This is a genomic window from Streptomyces sp. NPDC057428, assembly GCF_042803195.1.
GTDB lineage: Bacteria > Actinomycetota > Actinomycetes > Streptomycetales > Streptomycetaceae > Streptomyces.
In genome coordinates this window covers 84291-96909 of record NZ_JBHVCT010000010.1, presented here as the reverse complement: position 1 = coordinate 96909, position 12619 = coordinate 84291, and the positions used below count along the sequence as shown (strand labels likewise).

Here is a 12619-nt window from a genome sequence, read left to right as displayed (position 1 = left end):
CTCATTTCTCTTGGTGCAAATGGCTGCAAAAGAATGCATAGCGGATGCAGGGCGCCTAAAGATCGCCCACATGGCGTGTAAGTTCCGGGGCCGAGAGCCTTGGAAGGGACCCAATCCGGTGAACAAGAAGCTTGCAGTCGCACTGTCCGGCAGTGCGGTACTCGTACTGGCACTGTCGGGTTGCAGCGACGACAGCGACAACAAGGTGAACGACTGGGCGAAGAAGGTCTGCGACCAGGTACAGCCTCAGCTGCAGAAGATCGCCAACGCCAATGCGGCGATCCAGCAGCAGACGGCCGACAACAGCAAGCCCGTCGATGTCCAGAAGACGGACTCGGCGGCCTTCCAGCAGATCTCGCAGGCGTACAAGGCACTGGGTTCAGCCGTCGACTCGGCGGGCGCACCGCCCGTGGACGGCGGCGAGACCACGCAGAAGGAGGCCGTGAAGGAGCTCAACGCCTCTTCCGTGGCATACGCGAGCCTGAAGACGAAGGTCGACGCGCTCGACACGAAGGACCAGGCGAAGTTCGCCGACGGCCTCAAGGGCATCGCCGACGAGCTGAACAAGATCAGCACCAATGGCGACCAGGCGCTGAAGAAGCTGCAGTCCGGCGAGGTCGGTTCCGCGATGGCGAAGCAGAAGGGCTGCCAGAAGCCGACGGCCTCCGCTCCGCCCGCCTCGGCGCCCTCCGCTCCCGCGTCGAAGCCTGCGTCGCCCTCGGCCTCGGCGACTGCGAAGGCGTAGCAGCGAAGGCGTAACCGCGAGGGCGTGGCAGCGATGGCGGGACCGCGAGCAGAGGCAGCCTGCGGGCAGGCGTAGGCGCCGGGCGACGGGCCGCTGGGACGTCGCTGCGGCCGCAACCGGCGGCAGTGACGTCCGCCCAGTCCCACGCAGGTCCTGTCCACGCGCAACGTCCTGTCCCGCACGGCTCCCGCCCGCGAGTGGGGAACCGCGGCCGGAACAGGGCGTCACAGCGACCCCGTGACCATTCGTGGGTACCGGGCCGCTGCCGTTGTCGGCGGGAGCGGACACAATGGGCGGGTGAGTACGACCAGCCTTCCCGCATCCGCCCGCGCTCCCCGGCTCCGCGAAGCCCTGATCGCCGCGGCGTTCACCGCCGACGGCCTCCTCGAACAGCTCGGTGCGCCCGCGTACGCCGCGCTGGCACGCAGCGAGACCGTCCCCGCGCTCCGGGCCACCCGCGCGGATTCGCCGCTCGACACGCTGGTGCGGTTGTTCCTTCTCCAGCGTCCCGTCACGGCCGCCGCGGCCGCAGCCGCTCTCCCCCTCGACGAGTGCGTCGAGGACGGCTGGGTGGTCCGCGAGGGCGACCTGGTCACCGCGACCGTCGACGTACGCCCTTATGGCGGACCCGAGGCCCAGGACTGGTTCATCGTCTCCGACCTGGGCTGCGCAGTCGGCGGGGCCGGGGGCATCGGCTCGCGCGAGGAAGGCGTCGTCCTGGGCGTCGGCGGTGCCTCCACCACGCTCGCCGGCATCACTGTCCGCAGACCCGTGGCCTCTGCCCTCGACCTCGGTACGGGTTCGGGTATCCAGGCGCTGCACGCCGCCCAGCACGCCACCCGGGTCACGGCCACGGACGTCAACCCGCGCGCGCTGGACTTCACCCGTCTCACTCTCGCCCTGTCGGGTGCGGCCCCGGCCGAGTTGCTGGAAGGCTCCCTCTTCGAGCCGGTGGGCACGGAGACGTACGACCTGATCGTGTCGAACCCGCCGTTCGTCATCTCGCCCGGCGCCCGGCTGACCTACCGCGACGGCGGTATGGGCGGCGACGATCTGTGCGGCACCCTGGTGCGGCAGGCCGGGGGCCGGCTCAACGAGGGCGGATTCGCGCAGTTCCTCGCCAACTGGCAGCACGTGGACGGCGAGGAGTGGCAGGACCGGGTCCGCTCCTGGGTGCCCGCAGGCTGTGATGCCTGGATCGTGCAGCGCGACGTGCAGGACGTGACGCAGTACGCCGAACTGTGGCTGCGCGACAGTGGTGATCACCGCACCGATCCCGCTGTGTACGCCCAGCGTTACGAGTCCTGGCTGGACGAGTTCGAGGCACGGGGCACCAGGGCCGTGGGCTTCGGCTGGATCACGCTCCGCAAATCCGCATCGGCGGCCGCCGGCCATCCTTCCGTCGTGGCCGAGGAGTGGCCGCACGCGGTGGAACAGCCCCTCGGGCCGGCCATCGAGGCGCACTTCGCGCGGCAGGATTATCTGCGCGAGCACGACGACGCGGCGCTACTCGCCGCCCACTTCACGCTGTCCGAGGAGGTCGTCCAGGAGCAGGTGGGGATGCCTGGCGCCGAGGACCCGGAGCATGTGGTGCTGCGTCAGAACCGGGGGATGCGGCGGGCGACCAAGGTCGACTCGGTGGGCGCGGGGTTCGCCGGAGTCTGCGACGGCTCGCTCCCCGCCGGTCGGATCCTGGACGCCATCGCCCAGTTGATGGCCGAGGACCCGGTCCTGCTGCGTGACCGCACTCCGCAGGCGATCCGGCTCCTGGTCGAGGAGGGTTTCCTCGAACCGGTGCGGGACGGCGCTTCGCTGCGCTGATCAGCCTGCCGTCCGGCTCGCTCGCCGGGGGTGACCGAGGGCACCCGGGTCCGCCTCCGTATGTCCGGAGCCTCGCCGAAGTACTCGACGGCCGGCCGCCGGGTGCCGGCCCGCGCCGACTCCGGAATCCCGGGCCGGCCCGCGCCGACCCGGAGTCCCGCTCACGCCGTTCCCCGGCGCGCTTCGCGGCGTTCATCCGGGGTTCGTGGCGCTGACGCCCCGGGGTGGCAGCCTCCCCTCTGCCAGGCCCCCGCGCGACTCGTCGCGCACGGTGGCGGCCGATGGGACGAACTGAGGAGTACGGACATGGAGAGCGTCGCCGCGGTCTTCGCCGGTACCGCATTCGCCCTGTTCGGTGCCGCCCTCCTCGTCTGGACCGGGGCGCGGACCATCCAGCGCGCGCCGGTGGCGCTCGGTGTGAGCCCCGCCGCGTCCACCGTGCTCGCCACGCTCTTCGGCGTACTCTTCCTGGTCCTCGGCGTGTGGTGCCTCACCCGCATCTGATCCACTTGGCCGACCGGGCCGGCCACCTGCCGGGGATCCACCGGGCGCCATCGCCGGGAGTGGCCCGAAACCCGCAGGCGACGGCACCGCGATGAGCGGTCCGAGCGGTCCGGGCGGCAGGAATGGCGGAAGTCGGGTTACCGTTCGAGTGGCCGTTGCGGGCTTTTGCCGTTTGACACGGGGGCGGGTTGTACCGTCACACTCCGCAGCGACAGCACCGCTGGCAGCGCAGAGCGCTGCCCGGATGCCCACGAGTGCCGACCGGAGAGAAGAGCGAAGTTGTCCCCGACCAGCGAGACCGCAGGCCGCCGACTCGTCATTGTCGAGTCGCCTGCCAAGGCGAAGACGATCAAGGGCTACCTCGGCCCCGGATACGTCGTCGAGGCGAGCGTCGGGCACATCCGCGACCTGCCGAACGGCGCCGCCGAGGTGCCGGACGAATACACCGGTGAGGTCCGCCGCCTCGGCGTGGACGTCGAGAACGACTTCCAGCCGATCTATGTCGTCAACGCCGACAAGAAGGCCCAGGTGAGGAAGCTCAAGCAGCTCCTCGCCGAATCCGACGAACTCTTCCTCGCCACCGATGAGGACCGCGAGGGCGAAGCCATCGCGTGGCACCTGCAGGAAGTTCTGAGGCCCAAGGTCCCCGTCCACCGGATGGTCTTCCACGAGATCACCAAGGACGCGATCCGGGCCGCCGTCGCCAATCCGCGCGAACTCAACCAGCGCATGGTCGACGCCCAGGAAACCCGCCGCATCCTCGACCGCCTCTACGGCTACGAGGTCTCGCCGGTCCTGTGGAAGAAGGTCATGCCGCGGCTCTCGGCGGGCCGTGTGCAGTCCGTCGCCACCCGCCTCGTCGTCGAGCGGGAGCGCGAGCGCATCGCCTTCCGTTCCGCCGAGTACTGGGACCTGACGGGCACCTTCGCCACCGGACGAACCGGATGGGGGTCCCCCCTGACGGAGTCTGGGGGAGCCTCCGATCCCTCGACGCTCGTCGCCCGGCTCAGTGCGGTCGACGGACGCCGTATCGCCCAGGGTCGCGACTTCGGCCCCGACGGACAGCTCAAGCAGGGCTCCGCCCAGACGCTGCAGCTGGACGAGACGAACGCCCGCGCCCTGGCCGCGGCGCTCGCCGACTCCTCGTTCGCGGTCCGCTCGGTCGAGTCGAAGCCGTACCGCCGCTCGCCGTACGCGCCCTTCCGCACCACGACCCTCCAGCAGGAGGCGAGCCGGAAGCTGGGCTTCGGGGCCAAGGCCACGATGCAGGTGGCGCAGAAGCTGTACGAGAACGGCTTCATCACCTACATGCGTACGGACTCCACGACCCTCTCGGACACAGCGATCTCCGCGGCCCGGGCACAGGTCACGCAGCTGTACGGGGCGAACTACCTGCCCGACAAGCCGCGCACGTACGCCGGGAAGGTCAAGAACGCGCAGGAGGCGCACGAGGCGATCCGTCCCTCGGGCGACCGCTTCCGCACGCCGGCGGAGACGGGTCTCACGGGCGACCAGTTCCGGCTGTACGAGCTGATCTGGAAGCGCACCGTCGCCTCCCAGATGAAGGACGCGGTCGGTAACTCCGTCACCGTCAAGATCGCGGGCCGGGCGAGCGACGGCCGCGAGGCCGAGTTCTCCGCGTCCGGCAAGACGATCACCTTCCACGGCTTCATGAAGGCGTACGTCGAAGGCGCGGACGACCCGAACGCCGAGCTGGACGACCGTGAGCGCCGGCTGCCGCAGGTCGCCGAGGGCGACGCGCTGACGGCGGACGAGGTCTCGGTCGACGGGCACGCCACCAAGCCGCCGGCCCGCTACACCGAGGCCTCGCTGGTCAAGGAACTCGAAGAGCGCGAGATCGGCCGTCCGTCGACGTACGCCTCGATCATCGGGACCATCCTGGACCGCGGCTACGTGTTCAAGAAGGGCACGGCCCTGGTGCCGTCGTTCCTCTCGTTCGCCGTGGTCAACCTGTTGGAGAAGCACTTCGGCCGGCTCGTCGACTACGACTTCACCGCCCGCATGGAAGACGACCTCGACCGCATCGCGCGGGGCGAGGCCCAGTCCGTGCCGTGGCTGCGGCGCTTCTACTTCGGCGCCGGTGACGACACGGCCGGCGCCGGCGCGGCGTCCGACGCGGGCAACGGCGACGGGGACCACCTCGGAGGCCTCAAGGAACTGGTGACGGACCTCGGCGCGATCGACGCCCGGGAGATCTCCTCGTTCCCCGTCGGCAACGACATCAAGCTCCGTGTCGGCCGCTACGGGCCCTACATCGAGCGCGGCGAGAAGGACTCCGAGGGTCACCAGCGCGCGGACGTGCCGGAGGACATGGCGCCCGACGAGCTGTCCGTCGAGCTCGCCGAGGAGCTGCTGGCCAAGCCGAGCGGCGACTTCGAACTCGGCGCGGACCCGGTCAGTGGCCACCAGATCATCGCGAAGGACGGCCGCTACGGCCCCTACGTCACCGAGGTGCTGCCCGAGGGCACCCCGAAGACCGGGAAGAACGCGGTGAAGCCGCGGACCGCCTCGCTCTTCAAGTCGATGTCCCTCGACACGGTGACGCTGGCAGACGCGCTCAAGCTGATGTCGCTGCCCCGCGTCGTCGGCGAGGACGCCGAAGGCGTCGAGATCACCGCGCAGAACGGCCGCTACGGCCCGTACCTGAAGAAGGGCACGGACTCGCGCTCGCTGACGTCCGAGGACCAGCTCTTCGACATCACCCTCGACGAGGCGCTCGCGATCTACGCCCAGCCCAAGCAGCGCGGGCGGGCCGCCGCCAAGCCGCCGCTGAAGGAGCTGGGCACGGACCCGGTGAGCGGTGCCCCGGTCGTCGTGAAGGACGGCCGCTTCGGCGCGTACGTCACGGACGGCGAGACGAACGCGACGCTGCGGACCGACGACAGCGTCGAGGACATCACTCCGGAGCGCGGCTACGAGCTGCTGGCCGAGAAGCGGGCCAAGGGGCCGGCCAAGAAGAAGACGGCGAAGAAGGCCCCGGCCAAGAAGGCGACCGCCAAGAAGGCCACCACGGCCAAGAAGACCGCCGCCAAGAAGACGACCGCCACGAAGAAGACGACCACGGCCAAGAAGGCGCCCGCGAAGCGCGCGACAGCCACGGCGAAGAAGGCGGTTCCGGCCTCCCCGGACGAGAGCTGACCTGCGGCCGAAGCCGTGCATGAGCGCCGGATGGGCTGGGACGACCAGCCCCTCCGGCGTTCGTGCGTACGGTGATCAGGATCCCCGCGGGCATATGTTCGGACCAGACCCCCGGTGACCGCACCGCTCCCGATAGGCTGGGCGGATGACGCGAGCCGAGCAGCCACCGGTCGTGAGCCCCACCTCCGACACACTTGCCGCAGACTCACGCGAGCGCGCCGTACGAGCCCTGTTGCGTGTTCCCCCGCTCAGGCGGTTGTGGAGCGCCCAGGTCGCCGGTAGTATCGGCGATTCACTCGCCCTTCTCGTGCTTGTGCTGTTGTCGCTGCAGGCGGCGGTCGTCGAGGGCTCCTTCGGGGCCGGATACCGCGGGGCGGCCTTCGCCGTCGCCGCCGTGTTCGGCGCCCGGATTCTTTCCACAGTGCTCTTCGGAGCCGTACTCCTGGGGCCGCTGACGGCACTCACGGCGCCCGGCGGTCCCGTCGACCGCCGCTGGCTGATGATCGGGGCGGACGGGCTGAGGCTCGCCCTGCTGGTCGTCGCGCCCCTCTGGATCGACTGGATGCCGGACAAGGCACTCATGATGATCCTCATCACCGTGTTCGTGACCGGTGCGGGCGAGCGGCTGTGGGCGGTTGCCAAGGAGAGCGCGGCTCCCGCGCTGCTTCCGGCTCCGCCCCTGGAGGGCGCCGCCGTGCGCCCACTGCCCGACCACCTCGACGCCCTGCGCAGGCTCTCCCTGCGCACGAACTTCCTCGCCGTCCCGGCGGCAGCGGCGGTCCTCGTCGTGGCCTCGCTGATCGGTGAACTGCTGGGTACCGGCCTGGACTGGTTCTCCTTCCACCAGGCGGCCCTCGGTTCGTACGTCGCTGCGGGACTGTTCTCCGCCTCGATCTCGACCCTCTACTTCCTCCACTTCCCGGCCACGCAGACGCCCCGGCCGCGGTCCCCGCTGGAGGGCCTGCGCCGTCCGGCCACCGAATCAGGCTCGGACAGGGGCCGCACAGGCAGCATCCCGCTGGTCGTCGCCGCGTCCGCCGCGGTCGCCGGGGCCATCTCGGCCGCCGCCTCCGTGTCCGTACTGCAGGCTGCGGACCTCGACGGCGGGCCCGTCACCTTCGCGCTGCTGATCCTGGTCCTGACCGGCGGTACCGCGCTCGGCATCCGTACCGCGCGGAAGGTGCTGCCCGCCCTGTCGCGACGCAGGCTGCTGGCGCTGGCCACCGCGGTCACGGGTGTGGCTCTCCTCGCCCTCGGCCTCGTGCCTGACACGGCCACCGGGGTGCTGATCGCGCTGGTCGCGGGTTACGCCGCCGGTGTCGCCGCTCACATCGGGCACGCGGTCATCGACCAGGAGACGGAAGCCTTCCGTCAGGCCAGGAACACCGAGCACCTCCAGGCCGTCGTCCGGGTGCTGGTCGCGCTCGGTGCGGTGGGAGGTCCGCTGCTGGCCGCCGCCATCGGGCGTCACCGGCTGGGCTCCGGCGACTTCGTCTTCGCGCACGGTGGAGCGGCTTTCGCGCTGATGCTCATCGGCGCGCTGCTGCTGCCCGTCGCGGTGGTGGTCCTCGCCAAGACCGACGACCGCGCCGGCGTACCGCTCCGCCGTGACCTGCGCGAGGCGCTGCGGGGCGGCGAGCCGGCCGTCTCGCCCGCCGCGAACGGCTTCTTCCTCGTCCTGGAGGGCGGTGACGGTGCCGGCAAGTCCACCCAGGTCGAGGCACTCGCCTCCTGGATCCGCGCCAAGGGCCACGATGTCGTCGTGACGCGCGAGCCGGGGGCCACCCCGATCGGCAAGCGACTGCGTTCGATCCTGCTCGACGTGTCGTCGGCGGGGCTGTCGAACCGTGCCGAGGCACTGCTGTACGCCGCCGACCGCGCCGAGCACGTCGACTCCGTCGTCCGCCCGGCGCTGGAGCGCGGCGCGATCGTCATCTCCGACCGCTACATCGACTCGTCCGTCGCCTACCAGGGCGCCGGCCGGGACCTCGCCCCGACCGAGATCGCCCGCATCTCGCGATGGGCGACGAGTGGTCTCGTACCGCACCTGACGGTGCTCCTGGACGTCGACCCGCAGACCGCCAGGGAGCGGTTCACCGAGGCTCCCGATCGGCTGGAGTCCGAGCCGGCCGAGTTCCACGACCGTGTGCGGTCCGGTTTCCTGACCCTCGCCGCCGCTGACCCGGCCCGCTACCTGGTGGTGGACGCCGGGCAGGAGCCGGAGACGATCACCACCGTCGTACGCCACCGGCTCGACCGGCTCCTTCCGCTCTCCGAGGCCGAGATCAAGGCTCAGGAGGAGGCGCGCCGCGCGGCCGAGGAGGAAGCCCGGCGCAGGGCCGAGGAAGAGGCGGCCCGTAAGGCCGAGGAGGAGCGGCTGGAGCGTGAGCGGCAGGCCCAGCTTGCCAAGCTCCGCGCCGAGGAGGAGGAGCGCAGGCGCCGCGAGGAGGAAGAGGCCCGGCAGCGCGAGGCCGAACGCCAGGCGGAGGAGGCCCGGCAGCGCGCCGAGGAGGCCCGCCGCCGCGCCGAGGAGGAGCGGGCCCGGCTCGAGGCCGAGGAGCGGGTGCGCGACGCCGAGCAGGAGCGACTGCGCCTGCAGGCCCAGGAGGAAGCTCGACTCCGCAAGGAGGCTGAGGAACTGCGCCTGGAGAAGCAGCGCAAGGCCGAGGAGGCGCTGATCCGCTCCGAGGAGGCGCGTCGCAGGGCCGAGGAGGAAGCCGCCCGGCGGGCAGGGGAGGCCGCGGCTGCCGCCGAGCGGTCCCGCGAGTCGGGGCGGCCCGGACCCGGTTCGTCGGTACCGGACAACGAGCTCACGGTGCCGACGCCGGTCGTGAATCCCAACGAGATCACGCAGCCGGTGCCGGTCGCACGGCCCGACGGTCCGGCGCGGGACGCGGACGAGACCACGGTCCTGCCGCCCGTGCGGGACGAGAAGCCGACGGACCGTGTGCCGCCCGGCGTCTTCCGGGACGAGCCTCGTGCCCAGCGGGCCGAGAGCGAGAACGAGCGCACCCGCGAACTGCCCCAGGTCGGTGACGACCCGCAGGCGGGCCGGGCGGCGAAGGGCGGCTCAGCACAGCGGAAGCGGCCGAGGCCGGACTGGGCCGAGGAGACGCCGCTCGACGATCTGCCCTCGCTGGCCGACGAACTGCTCGGCGGCCACGACGACGACGAGCGCGGCTCCGGCAGTGGAGGGCGCGCGCCCCGTCGCTGACGGCCCGGCACCGGGCCCGCCGTACCGCCGCTCACCGGCGGCCCGGCGGGCCCGTCGGCCTTCCGGCGACCGGTGGGTGAGGGGCCCGGGGGACGGAACGCCGGGATTGTCAGACCCTTCCCGCACAATGGGAGGCCGACGGGAAAGCCGGCTTTCCCTCCCACCACACCACCGGAAGGGCGATGACCATGACCGTATGGGACGACCTGGTCGGACAGGACCGGGTGCAGGAGCAGCTCGGTGCCGCCGCCAGGGATGCCGATGCGCTGGTCACGGCCCAGTCCGCGGGCGGGACGGTGCCGCCCGGCTCGAAGATGACCCATGCCTGGCTGTTCACCGGTCCCCCCGGATCCGGCCGGGCGACGGCCGCCCGTGCCTTCGCCGCCGCGCTCCAGTGCACCAGCCCCGACCGGGCACTGGGGGGTGCCCCCGGCTGCGGATTCTGCGACGGCTGCCACACCGCGCTGATCGGGACCCACGCGGACGTGGAGGTGATCCGCACGGATCTGCTCTCGATCGGTGTGAAGGAGACCCGCGAGCTGGTCCGCCGTGCCCAGCTGTCCCCGGCCGTGGGCCGCTGGCAGGTCATCGTCATGGAGGACGCCGACCGCCTGACGGAGGGCGCGGGGAACGTCCTGCTGAAAGCGGTGGAGGAGCCCGCGCCCCGCACGGTGTGGCTGCTCTGCGCACCGTCCCTCGAGGACGTGCTGCCCACGATCCGCTCCCGCTGCCGTCATCTGACACTGCGTACGCCGCCGGTGGACGCCGTCGCGGATGTGCTGATCAGGCGGGACGGCATCGACCCCGAGCGGGCCGCCTCCGCTGCCCGCGCCACTCAGGGGCACATCGGCCGGGCCCGCCGCCTGGCCACGGACGAGCGTGCGCGTGCCCGCCGTGCGGCCGTGCTGAAGCTCCCGCTGCGCGTCCACGACGTCGGTGGCTGCCTCAAGGCCGCCCAGGAGCTGATCGACACGGCCACCGAGGACGCCAAGCAGGCCGCGGAGGAGGTCGACGTCAAGGAGACCGAGGAGCTCAAGGCGGCGCTCGGCGGTGTGGCGGGAGGGCGCATGCCCCGCGGTACGGCGGGTGCGATGAAGGAACTGGAGGACAGGCAGAAGCGCCGCAGGACGCGTACGCAGCGCGACAGCCTGGACCTCGCGCTCAGCGACATCACCGGCTTCTACCGCGATGTGCTGGCGCTTCAGCTGGGTTCCCGGATCGCCCTGGCGAACACGGACGTGCGGGAGGCACTCGACCGGATCGCCGAGTCGTCCACACCCGAGCGAACCCTGCGGCGGATCGAGTCCGTGATCGCCTGCCGTCGGGCCCTCGACCGCAACGTCGCCCCCCTGCTCGCCGTCGAAGCGATGGCCGTGGCGCTGCGGGCGGGTTGATCCCGCCGGCGGTCCGGTGGCCCGCTGGTCTCTCCAGCGGGCGTCCCGCGCACTCTCCTGACGGGGTGTCCGACGCCCCTCATGAGTCATCGGGATGCGCGAATTCACCCGTATGAGCTGGGAATCGATCGACTCGTGACCCTGGCGCTACGCTCCGGGGATGGACACCAGGCGCCTGCTCCGTACGTTCGCCACCGCACTCGGCACTGCCGGCGTGCTCGTCTCCGGCTGCAGCAGCGGCGGTTCGGCGCCCAGTGCGTCGGCGACGGGCTCGGCCGCCGCCGAGGAGCTCGAACCGTACTACGCGCAGAAGCTGCGCTGGCGTGACTGCGGTGCGGAGGGCTTCCAGTGCACCACGATGAAGGCCCCGCTGGACTACGGGAAGCCGGGCGGCGGGGACGTCAAGCTCGCGGTGTCCCGCAAGAAGGCCACCGGGCCGGGCAAGCGGATCGGCTCACTCCTGGTGAACCCGGGCGGCCCGGGCGGCTCGGCCGTCGGCTACCTCCAGGGGTACGCGGCCATCGGCTACCCCGCGCCCGTCCGCGCTCGGTACGACATGGTGGCCGTCGACCCGCGAGGGGTGGCCCGCAGCGAGCCCGTCGAGTGCCTCACCGGCAAGGAGATGGACGCCTACACGCAGGTGGACCAGACGCCGGACGACAAGGGTGAGGCCGAGAGGCTGAACCAGGCCTTCAAGAAGTTCGCCGAGGGCTGCGAGAAGCGCTCCGGCGCGATCCTTCCGCACGTCTCCACGGTCGAGACGGCGCGCGACATGGACATCCTGCGCTCGCTGCTCGGTGACGAGAAGCTGCACTACGTCGGCGCCTCGTACGGCACATTCCTCGGCGCGACGTACGCCGACCTGTTCCCCGCCCGGGTGGGCCGTCTGGTGCTGGACGGCGCGATGGACCCGTCGCTGCCCGCGGTCGAGATCAACCGGGACCAGACCGCCGGCTTCGAGACGGCGTTCCAGTCGTTCGCCGCGGACTGTGTGAAGCAGTCGGACTGTCCCCTGGGCGCCACGTCCACCGCCGACGCGGCGACCGCGCTGAAGAAGCTCTTCGCCGATCTGGACGCCGAGCCCGTGGCGACCGGAGAGACCCGCAGACTGGGCGAGCCCCTGGCGACCACGGGGGTGATCGCCGCGATGTACGACGAGGCCGCCTGGCCCCAGTTGCGGGAGGCGATCGCCGGTGCGAAGCGCGGCGACGGATCGGGCCTGCTCGCTCTGGCTGACAGCTACTACGAGCGGGAGCCGAGCGGCAAGTACGCCAACCTGATGTTCGCCAACGCCGCCGTCAACTGCCTCGACCTGGCCCCCGCCTTCTCCGGCCCCGAAGAGGTCGAGAAGGCGCTCCCGGCCTTCGAGAAGGCCTCCCCGGTCTTCGGCAGGGGCTTCGCCTGGGCCGCGCTGAACTGTGACGCCTGGCCGGTCGAGCCCACCGGCGCCCCGCACCGCACCGTGGCCGAGGGCGCCGCCCCGATCGTGGTGGTCGGGACCACCCGGGACCCCGCCACCCCGTACAAGTGGGCCAAGGCCCTCGCGGCCCAGCTGTCCTCCGGTGTCCTCCTCACCTACGAGGGCGACGGGCACACCGCGTACGGACGGGGCAGCGACTGCATCGACACGGCGATCAACAGGTACCTGCTGGACGGGACACCGCCCAAGAACGGAAAGAAGTGCGCCTGACCTGCGGTTACGCCCGCAGAGCCGGGCGGTGCGGAGCACCCCTGGAAACTGTGTAGACTTGGCGTCGCTGCTGATCGCACCACGGTGCGACA

At 71.5% G+C, this 12619-nt stretch carries 7 protein-coding genes; all 7 read left to right on the top strand.

The features are described 5' to 3' along the window. Window positions 1-118 precede the first annotated feature (118 nt). The gene (locus ACFU5K_RS06575; RefSeq protein ID WP_384057637.1) at window positions 119-745 is read left to right on the top strand and encodes a small secreted protein; all 627 of its coding nucleotides are present in this window, start codon (window positions 119-121) and stop codon (window positions 743-745) included. A gap of 297 nt (window positions 746-1042) precedes the next feature. Then, entirely contained in the window at window positions 1043-2566 is a 1524-nt protein-coding gene (locus ACFU5K_RS06570) for a methyltransferase (protein WP_384057636.1), read from the top strand. Between the two features lie 306 nt (window positions 2567-2872). Next, window positions 2873-3070: a hypothetical protein gene (locus ACFU5K_RS06565; RefSeq protein WP_384057634.1), complete on the top strand. Its 198-nt coding sequence runs from the start codon at window positions 2873-2875 to the stop codon at window positions 3068-3070. A gap of 279 nt (window positions 3071-3349) precedes the next feature. Then, window positions 3350-6229: a type I DNA topoisomerase gene (gene topA / locus ACFU5K_RS06560; protein WP_384057632.1), complete on the top strand. Its 2880-nt coding sequence runs from the start codon at window positions 3350-3352 to the stop codon at window positions 6227-6229. Between the two features lie 145 nt (window positions 6230-6374). After that, window positions 6375-9443 (top strand): dTMP kinase, encoded by a 3069-nt coding sequence (tmk, locus tag ACFU5K_RS06555; RefSeq protein ID WP_384057631.1) that lies wholly within the window; start codon window positions 6375-6377, stop codon window positions 9441-9443. Window positions 9444-9631: 188 nt separating this feature from the next. Beyond that, the gene (locus ACFU5K_RS06550; protein ID WP_384057661.1) at window positions 9632-10837 is read left to right on the top strand and encodes a DNA polymerase III subunit delta'; all 1206 of its coding nucleotides are present in this window, start codon (window positions 9632-9634) and stop codon (window positions 10835-10837) included. A 160-nt stretch (window positions 10838-10997) separates the two neighbouring features. Continuing rightward, complete coding sequence (locus tag ACFU5K_RS06545; RefSeq protein ID WP_384057630.1) at window positions 10998-12527, top strand: alpha/beta hydrolase; 1530 nt, start codon at window positions 10998-11000, stop codon at window positions 12525-12527. The last annotated feature ends 92 nt before the right edge of the window (window positions 12528-12619 follow it).